This window comes from Phenylobacterium soli, from assembly GCF_003254475.1.
In the GTDB taxonomy this organism is placed as follows: domain Bacteria; phylum Pseudomonadota; class Alphaproteobacteria; order Caulobacterales; family Caulobacteraceae; genus Phenylobacterium; species Phenylobacterium soli.
On sequence record NZ_QFYQ01000001.1, the window covers coordinates 1,528,691 to 1,549,678 of the forward strand.

Sequence of the window (20,988 nt, forward strand, 5' to 3'; positions counted from 1 at the left end):
CCTGCAAGATTGCAGGTCAAGATGCTCGACTGGAACGACCTCCGCGTCGCCCTCGCCGTGGGGCGCACCGGCTCCGCGGCCGCCGCCGCGCGCGAGCTCGGCGTCGACGCGACCACCGTCTCGCGCCGCATCACGGCTCTCGAGGGGGCGCTCGGGCAGCCGCTCTTCGAGCGTCGGCCGGACGGATTCCACCTGGTGGAGGGGCGCGAGGACCTCATGGCCCGTGCTGAGCGGGTGGAGGCGGAGATGGACGCCTTCCAGGCCTTCGCCGTCGGTCGTCGGCGCCGGCTCGAGGGTCGCGTCCGCGTCACCGCCACCGAGACCATGGTGGCCCATCTTCTCGGTCCCGTTGTCTTCCGCCTGCGCCGCGACCACCCGGGTCTGAAGGTGGAGATCGTCGTCGACGACCGGCGGCTCGACCTCGTCCATGCCGAGGCGGACGTGGCGCTGAGGGTCGGCTCCACGCCGACGGAGCCCTCGCTCATTGGCCAGCGGCTGCCCGACAGCTGCTGGAGCCTCTATTGCAGCCGCGCCTACGCCGCCGCCTATGGCCGCCCCGGCACGCCGGAAAGCCTCGCGGATCACCTGTTGGTCGCCGGTGAGGGGCCGCTCGCGGCGATCGCGCCTTTGACCTGGCTGGAGGCCCAGGCGTCGGCCGCTGAGGTGGTCTGCCGGTGCAACACCATCCCGAACCTTGCGGCGCTCGTGGCGGCCGGCGTCGGCGTCTCGGTCCTGCCCTGCGTGATCGGCGAGACGTCCGAGGAGCTCCTGCGCTGCCTTCCTCCGCCGCCGGAGCTGCGGTCCGAACTCTGGCTGCTGTACCACGAGAGCCAGCGCCGCTCCGACCTCGTGCGCCCGTTCGTCGAGGCCTTGGCCCGCGAAGTCCGCGCGCAGCGCCGCCTGCTCGACCCACAAGCCTGAGCCCCAAAAAGACGGCGGCCGCACCCCGGCTGGGATGCGGCCGCCTCGTTCAAAGGGCCTCGTGTGTGTGTCGGGACGCGGCCCTAAGTCTGATTAGTAGGGGTACGAGTAGCCGTTGTAGTACCCGTTGTAATAGCCGTTGTTGTAGGTGTTGTAGCTCGGCTGACGGTAATAGCCGTAGCGATCGTAGTAGCCGCGGTTGGCGTAGCTGTTGTCGTAGTAGCTGCTGCCGTAATAGCCATTATTGTAATAGCCGTTATTGTAGTAGCGGCCGTTGTAGCCGTAGTCGCACCGCGTCTTGGCGGACGAGCGGCCGATGGCGTTGCCAACCAGGGCGCCGGCGAGGCCGCCGACGATGGAACCTTCGGTGCGGCGGCCGTGGGCCGCCACGTTCGAGCCGATGGCCGCGCCGGCCAGGCCGCCGATCACGGCGCCGGTCGTGCCGCTCGAGCTACGGTGACAGGGATCCTGCGCGAACGAAGGGGTGGCGATGGCGCCGGCCGCCAGAGCGGCGATCACGGCGCCGGTAACAGCGGCGGTTCTCATGGATCGCTCCAATCCTCAGTTGCTGGCCGACAACACACTCGCTGCGGCCCATGGAGCGCATTAAACACCCGGCGCCTTGAATGGCTCCGTGAACGCCTCGTTATGTTCTGTTCATCTTCGAGAGCCGATGCGCTCTACTCTCCGAAACCTGAGCTGCGTCCAGCTGGACTGTCAGCGCACGAAGCTCGCGCCGTTGATGTCGATCACCGCGCCGGTCATCGATGCGGGCGCCTCCAACGCCAGATAGGCGACCGTGCTGGCCACCTCCTGCGGCTCGGCCACCCGGCCCAACGGGATGTCGGCCAGCAGCTTGTCGCCGCCGCGGCTCGCCAGATAGTCCTCGGCCATGCCAGTCATCACGAACCCGGGGCAGACGGCGAAGGCCAGGACGCCTTCGGCGGCATAGCCGCGGGCGATCGACTTGGTCATGCCCACCATGCCCGCCTTGGAGGCCGCGTAGTGCCAGTGGCTGGGGCTGTCGCCGCGATAGGCGGCCCGGCTCGCCACGTTGACGATCCGTCCGCCGCCGCCCCGCTCGCGGAAATGCCGGATCGCCGCGCGGCAGAGGTCGGCGGAGGCCTGCAGGTTGATCTGCATCGTCCGGGCCCAGCCGGCCTGCCATTCGTCCAGCGAAGCGTCGAGGCTCACCGGCTCGAACACCCCGGCGTTGTTGACCAGCACGTCGATGCGGCCGTCGAGCCGGGCCAGCGCCTCGCTCCACAGGCGGTCGGCGGCGGCAGGATCGGAGAGATCGGCGGCGATGACGCCGTCCGAGGCGGTGCGGCCGTGACCGACCACGCGGGCGTCCTTGCGGGTCAGCCGTTCGGCCACTGCGGCCCCGATGCCGCGCGTGGAGCCGGTGACGAGCACATGAGTCTGGGTCATGACCCGGTCCTAACCTGCATGTCGGGATGGCGCACCCCCGGTCGTCCTTGGCTCAGACAGCCACGTGAGGACCCCCATGCGTTTCCTGACCATCTACCACCCGACCTCCAGCGAAGAGGGCGGCTCCCCCACCCCCGAGCACATGGCCGCCATGGGCGCTCTGATCGAGGAGTGGACCGCCAAGGGGATTCTGATCTCCACCGAGCCGCTCACGCCGCGCGAGGCGTGCGCGCGCCTCACCCTCGTCGGCGGCGAGTTCACGGTCGAGCCGGAGATCGTCCGGGCCGGCGGCTTCGCCTTCCTTGAGGCGCCGTCCAAGGCCGCGGTGGTCGAGGCCTGCAAGGCCTTCCTGAAGGTCGCCGGCGACGGCACGGTGGAGATTCGCCAGATCCTGGAGTTCGCGCCCGAGCCGCAGCCGGCCTGACGCTTCCCTAGCGCCTGACGAGGGCGCCGGCGAAATCGATGACGCACATGGCGCCATAGGCGCGGTGCGGCGCGCAGGAGACGCCGGCCGACTGGTAGTGAGCGCCGAAGATGTTCTGGCGGTGGCCGCGGCCCGGCACGCCGGAATCGATGATCAGCTGTCGCACCACCTCGCGCGGGTCCTCGTAGCCGTAGGAGATGTTCTCGGCTGCGAGGCCCGCCCAGACGCCGTGGGCGTGGAGCCGCTCGGAGAGGGTGGCGCCCGTCGGACTGACGTGGCCGACCTGGCCGGCGCGGCCCTGGGCCGAGGCGTGGGCCTGGGCGGCCGCCGCCAGCGCCTCGCTGGCCGACAGCGGCGGCAGCGGCGACTGGCGCATCAGGAACTCGATCGCTTCGGAGAGCGCATCCACGTCCTCATTGCCGATCTCGGAGTAGCCGACGACGCCGCCCACATAGGCGTCCTTGCGGAGCTGGCGGGCGTATTCGGCTGGGTGAGTGCGGGCGAAGTTCACCTCCGCCAGCACCGCGGATTCGACGCCGCCCGCGCTGGCCGGCGCGGCGGCGGACACGATGGAAAGCGCGGCGAGGGCGGCGGAAGCGGCGCACAGCCTGCGCATGGATGACCCCCAACTTCGTCACCCGTCCCGAGCGCTGGCTAGCATGCGCCGGTTAAGCCCGCGCTGCGGCGCTTTGACTTCCGCGTGGTCAGCCGCAGTGTCGTCCGGGCAAAGACATAGGGAGGAAGGCCATGAAGGAGTTCACCGGCAGGTTCGCGGTGGTGACCGGCGGCGGCACGGGGATGGGGCGCGAGCTCGCGCGCCAGCTCGCGGCAGAGGGCTGCAACGTGGCCATGTGCGACGTCAGCCAGAAGAACATGGCCGAGACGGTGGCCCTGATCGAGGAAGACCGGCCGCCGCAGGGCACGCGCGTCACCACCCACATCGCCGACGTCTCGGACGAGAGCCAGCTGCAGCGGTTCCGCAAGGAGTTCGAGGAGCAGCAGCAGACGGACAAGCTGCACCTGCTGTTCAACAACGCCGGGATCGGCGGCGGCGGCAGCTTCGTCAACGATCCGCGGGAGGAGTGGGAGCGGACGTTCAACGTCTGCTGGGGCGGCGTCTACCTCGGTTGCCGCACCTTCCTGCCGCTGATGCTGAACGCGGACGAGGGGCACATCGTGAATACGTCGTCGGTGAACGGCTTCTGGGCCTCCCTCGGGCCGCAGGTCAGCCACACCGCCTACGCGGCGGCGAAGTTCGCGGTGAAGGGGTTCACCGAGGCTCTGGTCACCGACCTGCGGCTGACCGCGCCGCACATCAAGGCGAGCGTCGTCATGCCCGGCCACATCGGCACCTCGATCGTCGCCAACTCGCGCAAGGTGATGACCGGCACGGACGCCGACGAGCTGTCCGGCGAGGACATCGAGCGCGCCCGCGCCCGCATCGGGCGGATGGGCCTCGACACCGCCCAGCTCACCGACGACGCCATCCGCGCCCTCGCCGCCGAGCAGCATCGCCGGTTCCTGGAAGAAGCCCCGACGACGGCGGCCGAGGCGGCCAAGATCATCCTCGACGGGGTCAAGGCCGAGCGCTGGCGGATCCTCGTCGGCGCCGACGCCCACCGCATGGACGAGCTGGTCCGCGCCGACCCGGAGAACGCCTACGAGCCGGCCTTCTTCGAGCGGCTGATCCAGGAAGTGGGCTGGAAGCTCGGCGGCTGAGCCTAGCGGGCCGCCACCTCGAGCCGCTCGAGGCCGCGGAAGAACGGCAGGCGTCGCCACTCCGGCGCCGCGGCAGGGTCGGCGAGCCGCAGGTCCGGGAAGCGCTGGAACAGCTTGACCAGCGCCACCTGGGCCTCGAGCCGGGCGAGCGGCGCGCCGATGCAGATGTGGGCCCCGCCGCCGAAGGCCACGTGCGGCCTGTGCTTGCGGGAGACGTCGAAGCGGTCGGGATCCTCGAACACCTCGGGGTCGCGGTTGGCTGCGCGCAGGTGCGGGTTCAGCGCCTGGCCCTGCGCCACCGGGCAGCCGCCCACCTCCATCTCGGCCGAGGCGATGCGGCCGGTCATGTCCACCGGCGGCTCATAGCGCAGCACCTCCTCGACCACGGCGCTGACGATGCCGAAGTCGGCCTTGAGCTTGGCGAGCTCGGCTGGGTGGAGCAGCAGCAGGCGCACGCCGTTGCCGATCAGGTCGGTGGTGGTCAGGTTGCCGCCCACCAGCAGGGCCTGGAGGTTGATGCGCAGCTCGTCGTCGGAGAGCTGGGCGCCCGCCGCCTGGAGCTGGACCATGTCGGACAGCAGGTCGTCGCGCGGGTTCTTGCGGCGGTCGGCGAGCTGCTCGGTGAAGTAGGCGTTGAGCGAGGCGCCGGCGGCCTCCATCTGGGCCGTCTGCTCGGCCGTGCGGAAGGGGTTCAGCCCCTGGATCACGCCCTCGGACCATTCCCGGAACTCAGCGAGGCGCGCATGGTCGACGCCGAGGATGGAGGCGATGACGTCGATCGGGATCGGCACGCAGTAGCCGGCCATCAGGTCGAAGGTCGTTCCGTCGGCGGGCAGGCGATCGAGGGTCTCCTCGACGATGCGCTCCACCTGCGGCTTGAACCTGGCCACCCTGGCGTAGAGCGCCTGGGACAGCGGCTGGCGCACGCGGGCGTGGTCGGGATCGTCGAGCTGCAGGATCGAGGTGGTCGAGCTGCGCGGCAGGGAGAGGTCGACCTCGCCGCCGAACCGGCGGCGCATGAGGCTGTCGTTGCCCCGCAGCGGGTCGCGCCACAGGTCGCGGTCGTTCACCACCCCGCGCACGTCGGCATAGCGCGAGAGGATCACCGCGCCGGACATCTCGTCCTTGTGGGCGGGACAGCGGCGCCGGAGGTCGGCGAGCAGGGAATAGGGATCGGCGCGGTAGGCTTCGTTGAGCGGCGTCAGCTCGAGGATCGAGGGAAGGGGCTTGTCCGACGTCTGGTCCATGGCGGGCCTCCCTGGGCCCGCCAAACTTAACGCCGTTCAGTCCGGCCTCAAGTGTGACCCGAGGGAAAGCGGGGCGTCAGTGAAGCGCGACGGGGGCCCGTTCGAGGATCGCCAGGAGCTGGGCGCCGAGCAGCACCTCGATCCGGTCGCCTTCGGGAACCTCGCGCAACAGGTTTCTCACGCCCTCGATGAGCCCGGCGGGATCGCCGGAGAAGAACAGCACAATCGGGGCGGCGAGGGCCGCGCCGAGGACGCGGATCTCCACTTGGGGCCAGGCGATCGACTTGGGCCAATTCAGCTCGCGCATGAGGTGTACAACTGAAACCGGAGTCTGACCCAGCGCCACCAAGCCTAGGTTGTGTGAACGATATTCACTGTCATTCTCAACTGCTGGCTGCTCATTTCGAGTAGGGCGCGGATTCGCGGCGACACCTCCACGTCCGGATTTCGACAATCGAGAGGAACGGGAGGGCGCCGGCTGGAAAACGGCGCGCCGTCGCCGTCTGTCGGCAACTCGACTTAGGCGAGAACGACTTGCGGAGATCTCGCTGTGCGGTGCTAGACCTTCACATAGGTAAAGCTTGCGGAGGGCCGCCATGCCCACTCTGATCACCGGCCCGGCGGGCGTCGACATGAACGGCCTGGACGTGAGCGTCCTGCTCGACGGCACGGTGACGCTGGAGACCCCGACCCAGTACGTCGAGGACTACTACGGCCAGACGATCAGCTTCGCCGGCACGGGCTTCACCTACGACAGCTTCGGCTATCCCACCGGCGGCCTGGTGACCGGCCTTCAGGTGAGCCAGGCGGGGCAGCTGATCTATCAGGTCACCGGCATGTCGATCCCGGTGACGACCTGGGAGTATTGGGCCAACACCGGCGACACCGTCGGCGCCATGAAGGGTGTGCTGGGCGGGGCGGACACCTTCACCGGCTCGATCGGCGCCGACACCATCGGCGGCTTCGCCGGCGACGACGTGATGTCCGGCGGCGGCGGCAACGACGTCATGGACGGAGGCGCCGATGGCGTGGCGAGCTCCGGTTCGGGCGCCGACACCATGACCGGCGACGCCGGCAACGACACGCTCACCGACGAGGACGGCCAGAACTTCCTGCAGGGCGGCGACGGCAACGATTCCATCAACGGCGGCGCCGACTTCGACCGCACCAACGGCAACGTCGGCAACGACACCGTGCACGGCAACGCCGGCGACGACTGGGTGACCGGCGGCAAGGACAGCGACGTGCTCTACGGCGACGCCGGCAAGGACATCGTCAACGGCAATGTCGGCAACGACACCGGCTATGGCGGGGCGGGGGACGACGTGGTCCGCGGCGGCCAGAACGACGACGTGCTCTATGGCGACGACGGCAACGACTGGATCACCGGCGACCTCGGCAACGACACCCTGACCGGCGGGCCCGGGGCCGACACCTTCCGCGCCTTCTCCGGCGGCGGCCTCGACCGGATCACCGACTTCCACGCCGCCGAAGGCGACCGCATCCAGCTCGATCCGGGGACCGCCTACACGACGGCCCAGGTCGGCGCCGACGTGGTGATCACCCTGGGCGGCGGCGCGACGACGACGCTGGTCGGCGTGAACCTCGCCGACCTGCCGCAGGGCTGGATCTTCGGGGCTTGATGGGGGCGACCGGCGAGGGGGGCTCTGAAGCGCAAGCTCAGGGCTCCCCTTCCTCCGCCCGGGCGTATTCCTCGGGCGTGATCTCCGAGTAGCGCTTGACGATGACCGTGAGGCCCTGAGCGGTCTCGGGCGGCCTCAGGGTCTCTGCGACGACGACCCGCTCGGCGTACTTCTTGGGCGCGAGGTTGGCGGCGCGCCAGCGGATGAAGGCGAAGCGCAGCCGATCGGACCAGACGGTGGCGTGGGTCGAGGCCATGACGATCTCGTGCGCCTCGTCGGCCAGGTGGTCCGCCTGCAGGCGGCGGGCCTCGGTGTAGGCGTCGGCGAACTCCGGCTTGTCCCGCGCCCACTTCAGGACGGTGCGATAGCACGGCATGTCGGGGTCGCGGGTGATCGCGATCAGGCTCTCGCCCTCGGACAGGCGCATGCAGATCTCCTCCACGAGGGCCGGCCCGTACATCGGAGGCCGACCCCGTCGCCAGGGCTCGCGCCGCGCGGCGCGGGAGAGCTGCCGGTCCCGGTCGGCCAGGCGCGCGCCGATGCGGGCCGCCCGCTGAGCGGCGGAGAGCGCCTCGCCGAATTCTGGATGGGCGACGGCCCACTTCCAGGCGGTCTGGGGCGAAGGCCAGCCCGCCTCGGCGCCGATCCGGCGCAGGCTCTCGCCGGCCGCCACGCGGGCGCAGAGCGCGCGGCCCTGCTCGGGGGTGTAGCGCGACAGGCCGGCAGACTCCGGCGTCACCTCGAAGGACATGCCTCGGTGTTCCCTGGGGCGGTTGATTGGCAGGGCGCGGGCGCCGGCCAGCCGCGCCGCCTGGGGCGGTCGCGGGTCCTGGCGCAGATGCGCGAGCCAGCAGGGTGTCACGGGCGAGGGGGAGTGGGCAGTTATATACATGACAAAGCAGCCCGTCGGAGACTATGATTCGCCTGCGTTCCAGGCGTGTGAGGGCGTCAGTGTGACCGCTGAGATGCGTCGCGCTGGCGCTGTCGCTTTGGAGCTTGCGGCTGGCGCGCAGTCTTCGGAGGCTGTTGCTGAGGCGATTTATAATGCCATGCGCCAGCTTGAACTTCCGCGAAGACCCTCTGCGCGATCCGACTCTTGAGGAGTTCCTCCTCGGTGAACTCCTCCCTCGCGAGCAGGAGGCCGATCCGGTGCAGGTCTACGATCATGGCCTGCAGATCTATCGGAGTGACCCGATATTCCCTCAGCCGGTCAGCAGAGGCGGCCCAGTACGCGTTGGAGACGATGAACTCGCCGGAGTTGGAGTCGCGGCTGGCGCCCCAGTGAAGGATATTGTTCCGCACATTGTTGATCACGCCGAGTTGGTCGAGCGCAGGTTTCAGGCGCGCTTTCAGCTCATCCTGCCCGGTCGCGTCGCAGATACGGTTGATAATGCTGGAGGCGGCATCAACCTTCACGCCGCTGAACACGGCTGCTCCGATTGGATCGGAGACCCCCGCAAGTCGGCGAAGGATGGACTGCATGGATCGCTCGATCGACGCGAAACGGTCAACGAACTTGCCGAGCTGGTGCCAGTAGTCGTGGTAGGGTTCCTCTAGCGCCTGAGCGAAAATGTTCTCCGTCATGACCGACAAGCCCCCCGAACTTGAAGACGATAAGGAAGCGGAGCGCCGCTTCAACGAGGCGGTCAGCAACCTGCTGAGCACGCCCCACAAGCCGCACAATGAGCCCAAGGCGACGCCGAAGCGTAAGCCTAAGGTTTGAGGGCTGACACGATGATCGCAACAATCGCCGCCACGAGCGCCGCCATAGCGATCTTGTTGGCGGTCCTTGCTTGGGCGTTTGCGCTGCGGGCTGCGCTCGCCGCGTCCTCTGCCGCCTTGGCAGCGCGGCGGCTCAAGTCCATTTGCTCGGAGTGGGAAGCCTCGCTGTTTTCGGTGTCCCGCTGAGCTAGCCACTGACGAGCGAAGGTTTCTTCCAGTCCGCGCATGTGGCCTAGGTTGAAGCGCTTTCGCACCTCTGCCTCGCCCTGTTCGTCGAACTCCCTGAACCAGTCTTCTTTGTGCTTAGGCACCGTTCGCCCCCCGACGACGTTTGGCGAGTAGCTTACGCGCTTTCTGCTTACGCGTGCGCGGCTTCGTCAGACCGCCGATAGGTGAGGCGCTTACCTTCGATGTTCTGGAGGATCAGCTCGGCGCGCTGGCCATCGTTCACACCGAGGCCGGAGCGGTGCGAGTAGCGGAAATCGAACTCGGCAAGGTAGCGCGCGAGGTGCGCTTCCGAGACGTGATGGAAGGTCCCGGTGATCCCGCGCTTGAGGATCGAGAAGTAGTTCTCGACCGTGTTCGAGTGGTGGAAGCCCATGCGGACGTACTCACCGGCCGCGTGGTCAACGGACGAGTGCCAGGCGAACTCCTTGCCGGTCTTTTTGTAGAACTGAGCCCCGTCCGTCATGAGGTGAGACGCGCGATGCGCGGTCTTCACAATGATGGGGCGCAGGGTCTTCGCCGTGACGTTGGGGACGTGGAACGAGCGCACCGCGCCGCCACGCTCGACCAGCGACAGGACGGCCTCCTTGCGGCCGAACACGTCCATCTTCGCCGCGCGCTTGTTGCGGTGCTTGTTGGCCTCCTTGCCACCCACGTAGGTCTCGTCGGCTTCAACAACCTTGCCATGACCGCCGAGAGGACCCGGTGAGGTGGGGTTCATGGCCTCGCGGATGCGATGCGCCATGAACCACGCCGTTTTGTAGGTGACGCCGAGCGTGCGGTGCAGCTGGTGGGCGGAGACGCCCTTCTTGCTGGCCGACATGAGGTAGGTGGCGAGCAGCCACTTGTTCAGCGGCACCTTGGACGACTCGAACACGGTCCCGACCGTCACCGAGAACTGACCACGGCAGGCGTTGCACTGGTAGCAGCCCGCGCGAGCGGCCTTGCCGCCAACCAGCGTCGCCTCATTGAGCACGCCGCAGTGCGGGCAGATCGGACCCTGAGGCCAGCGCGTCTTTTCGAGGTGCTCGCGGGCCTTCTCGGCGTCTTGGAAGATGGGGTTCGTGAGGTTCATGGCGGCGGGTCCGTTCTGACTCCGCTGTTATGCCAAATCCGCCCTGCTTTGTAAAGTATATAACTGCCGGGGAGTGTCAAGAACAAATAGGGAACAAACATCCTCTCCCGAGCGGCAGCTTGGGAGAGGGTAGGGTGAGGGCCGGCTGGGCCGGCTCCGGATGTCGGGTCGAGGGCCCTTGGCATGTCATCCGGCGCAGAACCTTCTGCACGAGCCGGCCCTCACCCTATCCTCTCCCGCTGGCGCGGGAGAGGCGAGTTTGGGCGGTCGCCGCCGCAGGCGTGGAGGATCGTGAGGCAGACGGCGTTTCGGTCGGCCAGGACCTGGACGTTCCAGAAGCGGAGGACCTTGAGGCCCTGTCGCTCGAGAAAGGCCGTTCGGCGCTGGTCGTAGGCGACCTGTTCGGCGTGCTGGCCGCCGTCGAGTTCGACCGCCAGCCGCGCCTCGACGCAGAGGAAGTCGACGACGTAGGGGCCGACGGGAACCTGGCGTCGCCACTTCCAGCCGCCGAGCTTGCGGTCGCGGAGCGAGGTCCAGAGGCGGGCTTCGGCGTCGGTGTCGGCCCGGCGCAGGGCTTGCGCGCGGCGCTGGCGGCGACGGGCCTCGCGGTCTCGGATCACGCCCATGAAGGGAACAATACGGGAACATGAAGTCGATGCAAGCGCCGCCTCTCCCGAGCGGCAGCTTGGGAGAGGGGAGGGTGAGGGCCGGCTGGGCCGGCTCCGGATGTCGGGTCGAGGGCCCTTGGCATGTCATCCGGCGCAGAACCTTCTGCACGAGCCGGCCCTCACCCTACCCTCTCCCGCTGGCGCGGGAGAGGCGAGTTGTCACGTTGTGCGGTTCCTCTTTCGTTCGGGGGGCTCTGCGCCTAGTCTGAACGGGTGACTCTCTCCCCTGCCGTGACCGATTTCGCGCCTGCGCTCGTGGTGCTGCCTGGACCGCGGGCGGCCGTGGCGGATGCGGCCGGCGCGCAGGCGCTGCGCGCGCCCGATGCGCGGGATCTATTCGAGACGCAGCCGGTGCTGCTGGCCCACGCGGCGATGACGGCGCGGCGGCTCGGGCTGCATGCGCCGCCGCGCTCGCCGCGGATCTTCGACGCCCTGGAGCTGTTCGCCTTCGTGCGGCCGGCGCGGTTCGCCGCGCCCTCGGCGGCGGGGCTCGCGCTGGCCATGGGCATGGCCGAGCCGAAGGGCGCGGAGGCGCAGGCGGCGGCCCTGAGAACGGTGTGCGTCGCCCTGCTGGCGGAGCTGGCGGCGACGCCGGAGCCGTCGCGCGAAGAGGCGCTGGCGGTGGCCGAGACCCTGCAGCGCGGCGGCTGGGCCTGGGGCTCGGCGGTGGTCGGGGCGCTGCGCTCCGCCCCGGTCGGCAACGCGTTCCGCTCGTCGGGCCTGGATGTGTGGACGCGCATCTCCGAGTGGGAGGCCGAGGCGCCACCCGGCGAGGCGGGGTCGAAGCCGCTGGAGCCGGCCAAGGCGGCCGAGCGGCTGGCCGAGCTCTTGGCGCGCTCGGGGCTCGTGGAGCCGCGGCCCAGTCAGGCGGAATACGCCGCCGAGGCGGCCTGGTCGTTCCAGCCCCGCGAGCGGGAGGGCGAGCCGCGGTTCACCCTGGCCGAGGCGGGGACGGGGGTCGGCAAGACCCTGGCGTACCTGGCGCCGGCCTCGCTGTGGGCGGAGGCCAATGCCGGGGCGGTGTGGGTCTCGACCTACACCCGCGCGCTGCAGCGGCAGATCGAGCGGGAGAGCCGCTCGCTGTTCCCGGACGAGAAGACGCGGGCCAAGAAGGCGGTCGTCCGCAAGGGGCGCGAGAACTACCTGTGCCTGCTGAATTTCCAGGAGCAGGTGAACGCCGCCCAGCTCGGGGCCGGGGACTTGGTGGGCATGGGCCTGACGGCCCGCTGGGCGCGGGCGAGCCGCGACGGGGACATGACCGGCGGCGACTTCCCGGCCTGGCTGCCGACGCTGTTCGCGGTGTCGCCGGCGGCGGCCGCCTCGGCGGCCAACCTCGTGGACCGGCGGGGCGAGTGCATCCACGCCGGCTGCGCCCACTACCGGGCCTGTTTCGTGGAAAAGGCGATCCGCGGCTCGCGCCGGGCCGACATCGTCATCGCCAACCATGCGCTGGTCATGACCCAGGCGGCGTTCGACGGGGCGCGGGCGGCGCGCGGATCCAAGGCGGACACCGAGACGAGCCTGCTGAAGCGGATCGTCTTCGACGAGGGCCACCACCTGTTCGACGCGGCGGACAGCGCCTTCTCGGCGGCGCTGTCGGGGGCCGAGGCGGCGGAGATGCGGCGCTGGATTCGCGGGCCGGAAGGGCGCGGCCGGCGCGGCCGCGGGCTCGAGGCGCGGCTGATGGACGTGCTCGGCGGTTCGGAGGAGGCCAAGGGGGCGCTGATGGACGCCAGCCGCGCCGCCGCGGCCCTGCCGGGCGAAGGCTGGAGCGGGCGGATCGCCCCGCCCAACGGCGAGGTGAACCCGATCGGACCGATCGAGCACTTCCTGGTGGCGGTGCTGGAGCAGCTTCGCGCGCGCTCGGCGCCGAGCGAGGTGGGGATGGAGTGCGCCGCCCGCCCGGCCCTCGACCTCGTCCGCCAGACCGCGCGGGAGGCATCCGCCGCCCTGGCCGGCGTCGAGGCGCCCTTGCTGGCCCTGGCGCGGCGCCTGGAGGACCTGCTGGACGCCGAGGCCGCGACCCTGGGGCCCTCGGAGAAGGCGCGGATCGAGGGGGCGCTGCGCGGCCTCGACAAGCGGGCGCGCATGACCCTGCCGGCCTGGCGATCGATGCTGCGGGCCATCGACGAGGACGCCGAGGACGACCCGGACTTCGTGGACTGGTTCGACGCCACCTTCCTCTACGGGCGGGTGGTGGACGCCGCCTGCCGCCGCCACTGGGTGGACCCGACCGAGCCCCTGACCAACGCGGTCATCGCCCCGGCCCACGGGGTCCTGGTGACCAGCGCGACCCTGACCGACCCGACGCTGGACGACCCGTTCGCGCTGGCCGAGATGCGCACCGGGGCGGCGCGGCTGCCGGAGCGGCCGAAGACGATGAAGCTCGCCTCCCCCTTCGACTACGCGGCCAACGCCCGGGCGCTGGTGGTGACGGACGTCGGCCGCGACGACCCGCGCCAGGTGGCGGCGGCGATGCGCGAGCTGTTCCTGGCGGCGGGCGGCGGCGGGCTTGGCCTGTTCACCGCGATCCGGCGGCTGAAGGCCGTGCACGAGCGGATCGCCGCCCCGCTCGCCGACAAGGGGCTGGCGCTCTACGCCCAGCACGTGGACCCGCTGGAGGTGGGGGCGCTGGTCGACATCTTCCGGGCCGAGGAAGACGCCTGCCTGCTGGGCACCGATGCGGTGCGCGACGGCGTCGACGTGCCCGGCCGCTCGCTGCGCCTGCTGGTGTTCGACCGGGTGCCGTGGCCGAGGCCCGACCTGTTGCACAAGGCCCGGCGGGCGCGGTTCGGCAACAAGAGCTACGACGACGCGGTAGCGCGGGCGCGGATCGCCCAGGCCTTCGGGCGGCTGATCCGGCGGGCGGACGACAAGGGCGTGTTCGTGATGCTGGACGCGAGCTCGCCGAGCCGCCTGTTCTCGAGCTTGCCCGAGGGCGTGGAGCTGAAGCGCGTCAGCCTCGTGGAGGCGATCGAGGAAGTGGCGGGGTTCCTGCCGTGAACCTTCTCCCCTTGCGGGAGAAGGTGGCCTCCGAAGGAGGTCGGATGAGGGGTCCCGCGAGCCCCCCAGTTGCATTTCGGGGTTGATCTGGTCTTCAACCCCTCATCCGTCAGCCTCCGGCTGACACCTTCTCCCGCAAGGGGAGAAGGGGGCTAAATCCACCCGGCGGCCTGCTTGCCGTCGAGGGCGGGTTCGAGGCTGGCGAGGATCTTCGTCCAGCCGTCCCTGGTCCCTTCGGCCCAGTCGTCGCCTACGTCGGTGTGGGTGAGGGTGAGGACGCAGCCTTCGCCGCCGGCGATGGTCTCCGGGACGATGTCGATGGCGACGCGGGTGGCGGTGGGGTCGAACTGCGGGACCGCGAAGGTGAAGACGAGCCGGCGCGGGCGGTCGACCTCGAGGTATTCGCCGACGTGCTTCACCTCGCCCATGTCGGGGCGGCGCTCGGTGAGGTCGAAGCGGCCGCCGACCCGGGCGTCGATCTCGCAGACCACCATCTCGCCGGCCGGGGTGGCGAACAGGAAGCGGCGGGCGATCCGAGGATCCAGCCAGGCGTCGAAGACGCGCTCAGGAGTTTGGGCGTAGCGGTGGCTGACGGAGATCTGGGCCATGGGGCCAGTGCGTCACGAGATCGGCGGGTTGTCGAGAGCGGCGAGGCGGCGCGGTTGCTTGCGCCGCCCGCGCGGGCGGGCTAGCGAGCGCGGATGAAACGCCTGGGGCTCGTGGGGCTGGGGCAGTTCGGGCAGCTCGCCGCCCGCACCCTGAAGGACCATTTCGACGTGGTGGCCACCGACGCCGCGCCCGACGCGCCGGCGCGGGCGAGCGCGGCGGGCGTGGCCTATGCCAGCCTGGAAGAGGTGGCGGGCTGCGAGATCGTGGTGGTCGCCGTGCCGGTGGCCGTCATGCGCGAGGTGTTCGGCCAGATCGCGCCCCTGGTGAAGCCAGGCGCGCTGGTGATCGACGTCGGCTCGGTGAAGGTGCTGCCGGTGACCTGGATGCAAGAGCTGCTGCCGGCGCACGTGGAGATCGTCGCCACCCACCCGCTGTTCGGGCCGCAGAGCGTGGCGCGCGACGGGCTGCCGGGGCTGCGGTTCGTGGTCTGCCCGGTGAGGGGCGAGCGGTTCGAGAAGGTGGCGGCGTTCGGCCGTTCGCTCGGGCTGGCGGTGACGGTGACCACGGCCGAGGAGCACGACCGCGAGATGGCCTACGTCCAGGCGCTGACGCACCTGATCGGGCGCAGCCTCGTCAACCTCGGGATCCCGGACGAGGAACTGGCGACGCCGTCCTACCAGCACCTGCTGGAGCTGTGCGGCCTGATCCGCAACGACACCTTCGAGCTGTTCGCCGCCATCCAGACCCAGAACCCCTATGCGCCCGAGGTGGCCAAGGCGTTCGTCGCCCAGGCCCAGTCGCTGCTGGAGCAGGTGGCGTCGGGGAAGACGGCCTAAGGAGCTCCCTAGGCTTCCATGAACAGGCCGAGGAGCTCGACCACGGCGCGGGTGTGCTCGGGCAGGCCGATGGTGATGCGCAGGTGGTCCGGCAGGCCGTAGTTGGCGACGCCGCGGACGATGTAGCCGTTCTTCGCGAGATAGGCCTCGGCCTCGGCGGCGGTCTTGCCGGCCGTGCTGGGGAAGCCGACGAGGACGAAGTTGGCCTGTGACGGCACGACCTCCAGACCCTTCTGGCGCAGGCTGTCGGCGAGCAGCTTGCGGCCCTCCTGGACGAGACGGGCCGAGCGCTCCTGGAAGCCGGTGTCGGCGAGCGCGGCGATGGCCGCCTCCTGGCCGCAGATCGAGGTGTTGAACGGCGCGCGGATGCGGTCGAGGGCGTCGGCGATGTGCTCGGGGCAGTAGGCCCAGCCGACGCGCAGCGAGGCGAGGCCGTGGATCTTCGAGAAGGTGCGGGTGACGACGACGTTCTGGGAGGCGCGCGCCAGCTCGAGGCCGGAGGCGAAGTCCTCGGCGTCGGCGAACTCGGCGTAGGCCTCGTCGAGCACCAGCACCACCTCGGGCGGCAGGGCGGCGTGCAGTGCGGCGAGGTCGCCCTTGGAGAGGTAGGTGCCGGTCGGGTTGCCCGGCTGGGTGGCGAAGACGATGCGCGTGCGATCGTCGACCAGCTTCATCACCTCGCCGACCTCGAGGCGGTAGTTGGGCTCGGCGGCGTGGCGCACCTGGCCCTGGCAGGCGCGGGCGCCGATCGAATAGGCCGAGAAGCCGTACTGGCCCATGACGATGTTGTCGCCGGGCTCGAGGAACACCTGGTTGAGGAGGTGCAGCACCTCGTCGGTGCCGTCGCCGAAGGCCAGCCGCTCGGGCTCCAGGCCGAAGTGGGCGGCGACCGCGGCGCGCAGGGCGTTGGCGCGGCCATCGGGGTAGACGGCGAGCCGGTCGCCGGCGGCGACGAAGGCCTCGCGGGCCTTGGGGCTGGCGCCGAGGATGTTCTCGTTGGAGGAGAGCTTCACCGGATGGGCGACGCCCTCGACGCTCGACTTGCCCGGCTTGTAGGGCGTGATGTCGAGGATACCGGCCTTCGGCTCGGGGCGGCCGGTGGCGGGACGGGCGGTGCGGGCGGGGAGGGTGGCGCTGTCTTGAGTCACGCGCCGCTGTTTACACGTCCAGCGGCGCCGGCGCAGCCCCGATGACGCCCGAAAGCTTGCCCGGCGCCCGGGCGAGGCGCGCGTCGTGGGCCTGGTAGAAGCCGGACAGCATGAACAGCTTCAGCCCGCCGGCCGCGACCAGCAGGGTGGCGGCGACGCCATCGCGGGAGAGGGCCTCCTCGATGGCCGGCCCGCTCTGCGGGGCGTCGGTGACCCAGTAGGTGCGGTCGTCGCCCGTCGGCTCGACCTCGACGTCGCCGACCGCCAGGGCGGTGAGCGGCCCCCAGGCGGCCAGGCAGGGCAGGGCGGCGAACACCCGAAGCTTCGGCTCGGCCAGCAGGCGGGCCCACCAGGCGCTGTCGGCGGTGAGCGGCAGGACGGCGACGCCGCCCTGGGTCTTGGCGGCGGCGAGGGCTTCCTCGGGCCTGGCCAGCATGCGCAGGGGCGGCGAGGCGCCGAAGCGGGCGCGGGCCAGCTCGACGGTGCGGGCCGGATCCTTGCCGCCCCAGACCTCGATGTGGAACGGGCCCTGGGCCGCCAGGCTGGCGCCGATCAGCTCGCGCCAGATGCGCACCACGAGGGTCGGTGAGGCCGAGCCGCGCGGCCGGGCGAGGAGCTTCTTCAGGAGATGGGTCTCGCGGCCGGGGCGCAGGCCGAACTTGTCGCCGTCGCCGGCCGCCTTCTTGGCCGCGGCCACCGCGCTCGCCAGCCCGGCCCGCTCGTCGACGAGCTTGAGCAGCTCGGCGTCGATCTGGTCGATCCGCGCGCGCACCTCGTCCAGCGAGGGCAGCGGTGCGGCGGCGGGGGTGGGCTTGGCCTCGGCCATAATCTCCCTCGAAAGGCAGGCCCGGGTGCTAGGTCATTGCGACGAGCGGCGCAATAGGCCCGATGGCCGCAAGATTGTTGCGGCTGCAACGAGGGGCGCGCCAGGGCGGCCGAGGGTCTCGGCGCGGCGGCGCTCAGCGTCTACATAGGGGCCATGCTGCGGATTTCCGAACTCAAGCTGCCGCTCGACCACGCGCCGCAGGCGCTGCCGGACGCGATCGCCGAGCGCCTCGGCGTCGGCGCGGGCGACATCCTTCGCTGGTCGGTGTGGAAGCGGGCGCACGACGCGCGCCGCAAGTCGGCGATCCTCAAGGTCTACATCGTCGACGTGGAGGTGACGGACGAGGCCGCCGTGCTGGCCCGGCTGGCAAAGGATCCGCACGTGCGGCCGACGCCGGACACCCGCTACCGGCCGGTGGCCAGCGCGCCGCCGGCGGCGGGGCTGCGGCCGGTGGTGATCGGGACCGGGCCCTGCGGCCTGTTCGCCGGACTGATCCTGGCGGAGATGGGCTTTCGCCCGATCATCCTCGACCGCGGCAAGGTGGTGCGCGAGCGGACCAAGGACACCTGGGGCCTCTGGCGGCGAAGCGAGCTGAACCCGGAGTCCAACGTCCAGTTCGGCGAGGGCGGGGCCGGCACCTTCTCGGACGGCAAGCTCTACAGCCAGATCAAGGATCCGCGGTTCCTCGGCCGCAAGGTGCTGACCGAGTTCGTGGCCGCCGGGGCGCCCGAGGAGATCCTCACCGAGGCGCACCCGCACATCGGCACCTTCCGCCTGGTGAGCATGGTCGAGCGGCTGCGCGCCAAGATCGAGGCGCTGGGCGGCGAGTACCGCTTCCAGCAGCGGGTGGTCGATCTCGAGCTCGAGCGCGGGGCCGACGGCGGCCGGCGGCTGAGAGGCGTTCACCTGCACACCGGCGAGTTCGTCGAGGCCGACCAGGTGGTGATGGCGGTCGGCCATTCCTCGCGCGACACCTTCGAGATGCTGCACGACCGCGGCGTCCACATCGAGGCCAAGCCGTTCTCCATCGGCTTCCGGATCGAGCACCCGCAGTCGTGGATCGACCGGGCGCTGTTCGGGCCGTGCGCCGGCCACCCCGACCTCGGCGCGGCCGCCTATTCCCTGTCGCACCACTGCGCCAACGGCCGGACGGTCTACAGCTTCTGCATGTGCCCGGGCGGCACGGTGGTGGCGGCGACCTCCGAGCCCGGCCGGGTGGTGACCAACGGCATGAGCCAGTATTCGCGCAACGAGCGGAACGCCAACTCCGGCTTCGTGGTCGGGATCACGCCCGCCGACTATCCGAGCGACCATCCGCTGGCCGGGATCGCCCTGCAACGGGAGCTGGAGAGCCGCGCCTTCGCGGCGGGCGGCGGCGACTATTTCGCGCCGGCGCAGCGGGTCGGCGACTTCCTGGCGGGCCGCGCCTCGACGGCCCTGGGCGAGGTGGTCCCGAGCTACCGGCCGGGCGTGCGGCCCACCGACCTGGCCGCCATCATGCCGGCCTATGTGACCGAGGCGATGCGCGAGGCCCTGCCGGTGTTCGGCCGCAAGATCCCGCGCTACGACGATCCCGACGCGCTGCTCACCGGCGTCGAGACGCGCACCTCCTCGCCGATCCGGATCACCCGCGGCGCCGACTTCCAGAGCCTGAACGTGCGTGGCCTGTTTCCGGCTGGCGAGGGCGCGGGCTATGCCGGCGGCATCCTGTCGGCGGCGGTGGACGGCATCAAGGTCGCCGAAGCGGTGGCCCGGGCGAGCCTCGGAATCGCCGCGGCCGCCTAGCGCGCGCTGGGCTGGGCGGGCTGGGCGCACGGTCGCCAGACCTCGAGGCTGCGCGCCTCGCCCCAGAAGGTCATCGGCGGCAGCAGGGCGCGGCAGTAGGCGGCGCGATGGGCCTCGAACCACCGGGCCGGCTGGGAGGCCGCGAAGGCGGGCCAGACCGGGCCGACGAACACGGCGGCCTCCCGCGCCTGCGGCGTCAGCCGCGACCAGACCACGTCCGGCCAGGTGGGCGTCGCCGGGTTCAGCCAGGGGAGCACCGGGGCGCGGCCGCCCATCAGCACGGCGACGCCGGGCCCCGTTCCGGAAAGGTCGATGACGAGCCTGCCGGAGGCCAGGCCGTCGGCCGCGCGGGCGAAGGCGGCGGTCTGCGGGTCCACCAGGACGGGGCCGCGGGCGAGGGGCGTGGTGATCGGGACCTGCTGGTCGAAGATCGAGGCCGGCAGGCTGTAGGGATGGCAGGCCGCGAGCAGCATGGCCGCGGCCGGTCCGGCGAGCGCCAGCGCCTGGGCGGCCGCGCGGCGCCAGGGAAGGGCGTCGGCCGCGGCCAGGGCGAACAGCGCCAGGAAGCCGAAAGCCATGCTGAAATTGAGCTGGAACCACTGGTTGTTGAAGGTGCCGAGCGCCACCGCCGCCGGCGTGGCCAGGAGGACGAGGACGGCGAGGCGGCTGGGCCAGGGCCGCGGCCGAACGATCGCCGCGTAGCCCGCCGCCAGCAGCACGAGGGCGAGGCCCAGGAAGTCGGGGATCTCACCGTCGATGGCGTCGGGGACGATGGTGGCGACATAGGCGAGGCTGAAGGTGACGGCCGCGGCGCCCAGCCACGTCGCCGGGCGATGTCGGCGGAACGCCAGGCCGAAGGCCGCGGCGAGGGCGGCGGCGGTGAGGAGCGGCGGCACGGCCAGCCAGTCGCGGACGATCTTGGCGGGCAGGGCGAGCGGGGTGTTGGGCATGCCCAGCACGTGCTGGCTGAGGCTCATGCGCGCGACGAGGACGGCGATCTGGCCCGGCGGCAGGACGAGGCAGATCAGCGCCGCGCCGATCACGAGCCCGCCGACCAGGGCCGTCCGGCCGCGGGGCGCGGCCAGGGCGACGAGCGCGACGGCCAGGGCCGCGATGGCGAACAGCGGCGGCTTGCCGAAGGCGGCGAGGCAAAGACCGGCCGCGATCTGCAGGGAGGACGACAGGGCGGACGGCAGGGAGGACGGCAGGGCGGCGGCGAGCGGCGCGCCGGGCGATGCCCGCAGCGCGCTGAAGACGCCGGCGAGGACCAGGAGGGCGCCGATGTTGGCCGCCGAGTTGTAGCTGGGGGTGACGATCCACGGGAAGAAGATGGTCAGGGATGCGAGCGCGCCATAGAGGCCGAACAGCCGCCGCGGTCTCCCTGAGGGCAGGGCCGCGCCGAGGAGGGCGCCCGCGCAGGCCGCGATCGCGAAGCCCAGGGCGCGGAAGCTCTGCAGGTTTTCGGCCGCCAGGCTGAAGAGGGGGTGTAGCAGATAGCCGAACGGCTGATAGCTGAGCGCGTAGCCGTCGGGCTCGCGGGTGCGGATCAGGTAGAAGGCCTCGTCGGTGAGATCGAAGCCGCGTCCGGAGCCGTAGACGAGCAGGCCCCCGCACACCAGCAACGAGGCGAACAGGCCGGCGATCAGCCACGGCTGCGCGCCGTCGCCGACCGGCCTGATGTCTCGCGCCCCCTTCACGAGCTCGCG

The 20,988-nt window shown here is 70.9% G+C and carries 22 protein-coding genes; 8 read left to right on the forward strand and 14 right to left on the reverse strand.

Going from position 1 to position 20,988, the window contains the following annotated elements; all coding sequences use genetic code 11:
- Nucleotides 1-9: 9 nt before the first annotated feature.
- Nucleotides 10-921 carry a LysR family transcriptional regulator gene (locus DJ017_RS07620; protein WP_111528149.1) on the forward strand — a complete coding sequence of 304 codons (912 nt, stop codon included), beginning with the start codon at nt 10-12 and terminating at the stop codon, nt 919-921.
- 93 nt (nt 922-1,014) lie between these two features.
- On the opposite strand, the gene DJ017_RS07625 is transcribed toward DJ017_RS07620, so the two are convergent.
- On the reverse strand, nt 1,015-1,467 hold the full coding sequence (locus tag DJ017_RS07625) for a glycine zipper domain-containing protein (RefSeq protein WP_111528150.1): 453 nt from the start codon (nt 1,465-1,467) through the stop codon (nt 1,015-1,017).
- Between the two features lie 171 nt (nt 1,468-1,638).
- Nucleotides 1,639-2,352, reverse strand: a complete 714-nt coding sequence (locus DJ017_RS07630) for an SDR family NAD(P)-dependent oxidoreductase (RefSeq protein WP_111528151.1) — start codon at nt 2,350-2,352, stop codon at nt 1,639-1,641.
- Nucleotides 2,353-2,428: 76 nt separating this feature from the next.
- Here DJ017_RS07630 and DJ017_RS07635 point away from each other — a divergent pair, with 76 nt between their 5' ends.
- Nucleotides 2,429-2,776: a YciI family protein gene (locus tag DJ017_RS07635; RefSeq protein WP_111528152.1), complete on the forward strand. Its 348-nt coding sequence runs from the start codon at nt 2,429-2,431 to the stop codon at nt 2,774-2,776.
- A 7-nt stretch (nt 2,777-2,783) separates the two neighbouring features.
- On the opposite strand, the gene DJ017_RS07640 is transcribed toward DJ017_RS07635, so the two are convergent.
- A complete protein-coding gene (locus tag DJ017_RS07640; RefSeq protein ID WP_111528153.1) occupies nt 2,784-3,392 on the reverse strand; it encodes a CAP domain-containing protein in 609 nt (202 codons plus the stop codon).
- 131 nt (nt 3,393-3,523) lie between these two features.
- Here DJ017_RS07640 and DJ017_RS07645 point away from each other — a divergent pair, with 131 nt between their 5' ends.
- On the forward strand, nt 3,524-4,495 hold the full coding sequence (locus DJ017_RS07645; RefSeq protein ID WP_111528154.1) for an SDR family NAD(P)-dependent oxidoreductase: 972 nt from the start codon (nt 3,524-3,526) through the stop codon (nt 4,493-4,495).
- A gap of 2 nt (nt 4,496-4,497) precedes the next feature.
- Here DJ017_RS07645 and DJ017_RS07650 read toward each other — a convergent pair whose 3' ends face one another.
- Both DJ017_RS07650 and DJ017_RS07655 read right to left on the reverse strand, forming a co-directional pair.
- Nucleotides 4,498-5,742 carry a cytochrome P450 gene (locus tag DJ017_RS07650; protein ID WP_111528155.1) on the reverse strand — a complete coding sequence of 415 codons (1,245 nt, stop codon included), beginning with the start codon at nt 5,740-5,742 and terminating at the stop codon, nt 4,498-4,500.
- A gap of 76 nt (nt 5,743-5,818) precedes the next feature.
- Nucleotides 5,819-6,049, reverse strand: a complete 231-nt coding sequence (locus tag DJ017_RS07655) for a hypothetical protein (protein WP_111528156.1) — start codon at nt 6,047-6,049, stop codon at nt 5,819-5,821.
- Between the two features lie 289 nt (nt 6,050-6,338).
- On the opposite strand from DJ017_RS07655, the gene DJ017_RS07660 reads away from it, so the two are divergent.
- Nucleotides 6,339-7,385, forward strand: a complete 1,047-nt coding sequence (locus DJ017_RS07660) for a calcium-binding protein (protein ID WP_111528157.1) — start codon at nt 6,339-6,341, stop codon at nt 7,383-7,385.
- Nucleotides 7,386-7,422: 37 nt separating this feature from the next.
- Here DJ017_RS07660 and DJ017_RS07665 read toward each other — a convergent pair whose 3' ends face one another.
- Nucleotides 7,423-8,136, reverse strand: a complete 714-nt coding sequence (locus tag DJ017_RS07665) for a terminase small subunit-like protein (RefSeq protein ID WP_111528158.1) — start codon at nt 8,134-8,136, stop codon at nt 7,423-7,425.
- A 197-nt stretch (nt 8,137-8,333) separates the two neighbouring features.
- Nucleotides 8,334-8,969 carry a hypothetical protein gene (locus tag DJ017_RS07670; RefSeq protein ID WP_111528159.1) on the reverse strand — a complete coding sequence of 212 codons (636 nt, stop codon included), beginning with the start codon at nt 8,967-8,969 and terminating at the stop codon, nt 8,334-8,336.
- On the opposite strand from DJ017_RS07670, the gene DJ017_RS20300 reads away from it, so the two are divergent.
- Complete coding sequence (locus tag DJ017_RS20300) at nt 8,968-9,108, forward strand: hypothetical protein (protein ID WP_165830561.1); 141 nt, start codon at nt 8,968-8,970, stop codon at nt 9,106-9,108. The two genes, DJ017_RS07670 and DJ017_RS20300, sit on opposite strands and share 2 nt — an antisense overlap.
- Here DJ017_RS20300 and DJ017_RS20060 read toward each other — a convergent pair.
- From DJ017_RS20060 to DJ017_RS07680, 3 genes are all read right to left on the reverse strand, one after another.
- Entirely contained in the window at nt 9,098-9,418 is a 321-nt protein-coding gene (locus tag DJ017_RS20060; RefSeq protein WP_133255410.1) for a hypothetical protein, read from the reverse strand. The genes DJ017_RS20300 and DJ017_RS20060 overlap by 11 nt on opposite strands.
- A gap of 47 nt (nt 9,419-9,465) precedes the next feature.
- Nucleotides 9,466-10,407, reverse strand: coding sequence for an IS1595 family transposase (locus DJ017_RS07675; protein WP_111528160.1), 942 nt, complete (start codon nt 10,405-10,407; stop codon nt 9,466-9,468).
- A gap of 221 nt (nt 10,408-10,628) precedes the next feature.
- Nucleotides 10,629-11,033 carry an endonuclease domain-containing protein gene (locus DJ017_RS07680; RefSeq protein WP_111528161.1) on the reverse strand — a complete coding sequence of 135 codons (405 nt, stop codon included), beginning with the start codon at nt 11,031-11,033 and terminating at the stop codon, nt 10,629-10,631.
- A gap of 255 nt (nt 11,034-11,288) precedes the next feature.
- Here DJ017_RS07680 and DJ017_RS07685 point away from each other — a divergent pair, with 255 nt between their 5' ends.
- On the forward strand, nt 11,289-14,078 hold the full coding sequence (locus tag DJ017_RS07685) for an ATP-dependent DNA helicase (protein WP_111528162.1): 2,790 nt from the start codon (nt 11,289-11,291) through the stop codon (nt 14,076-14,078).
- Between the two features lie 152 nt (nt 14,079-14,230).
- On the opposite strand, the gene DJ017_RS07690 is transcribed toward DJ017_RS07685, so the two are convergent.
- The gene (locus DJ017_RS07690) at nt 14,231-14,686 is read right to left on the reverse strand and encodes an SRPBCC family protein (RefSeq protein WP_111528163.1); all 456 of its coding nucleotides are present in this window, start codon (nt 14,684-14,686) and stop codon (nt 14,231-14,233) included.
- Between the two features lie 93 nt (nt 14,687-14,779).
- Here DJ017_RS07690 and DJ017_RS07695 point away from each other — a divergent pair, with 93 nt between their 5' ends.
- The gene (locus tag DJ017_RS07695; RefSeq protein WP_111528164.1) at nt 14,780-15,523 is read left to right on the forward strand and encodes a prephenate dehydrogenase/arogenate dehydrogenase family protein; all 744 of its coding nucleotides are present in this window, start codon (nt 14,780-14,782) and stop codon (nt 15,521-15,523) included.
- An 8-nt stretch (nt 15,524-15,531) separates the two neighbouring features.
- On the opposite strand, the gene hisC is transcribed toward DJ017_RS07695, so the two are convergent.
- Both hisC and DJ017_RS07705 read right to left on the reverse strand, forming a co-directional pair.
- Complete coding sequence (gene hisC, locus DJ017_RS07700; protein ID WP_111528165.1) at nt 15,532-16,671, reverse strand: histidinol-phosphate transaminase; 1,140 nt, start codon at nt 16,669-16,671, stop codon at nt 15,532-15,534.
- Nucleotides 16,672-16,681: 10 nt separating this feature from the next.
- Nucleotides 16,682-17,497 carry a chorismate mutase gene (locus DJ017_RS07705; protein WP_111528166.1) on the reverse strand — a complete coding sequence of 272 codons (816 nt, stop codon included), beginning with the start codon at nt 17,495-17,497 and terminating at the stop codon, nt 16,682-16,684.
- 153 nt (nt 17,498-17,650) lie between these two features.
- On the opposite strand from DJ017_RS07705, the gene DJ017_RS07710 reads away from it, so the two are divergent.
- A complete protein-coding gene (locus tag DJ017_RS07710) occupies nt 17,651-19,282 on the forward strand; it encodes an NAD(P)/FAD-dependent oxidoreductase (protein WP_111528167.1) in 1,632 nt (543 codons plus the stop codon).
- On the opposite strand, the gene DJ017_RS07715 is transcribed toward DJ017_RS07710, so the two are convergent.
- On the reverse strand, nt 19,279-20,979 hold the full coding sequence (locus tag DJ017_RS07715) for a hypothetical protein (RefSeq protein ID WP_111528168.1): 1,701 nt from the start codon (nt 20,977-20,979) through the stop codon (nt 19,279-19,281). The two genes, DJ017_RS07710 and DJ017_RS07715, sit on opposite strands and share 4 nt — an antisense overlap.
- Nucleotides 20,980-20,988: the final 9 nt, after the last annotated feature.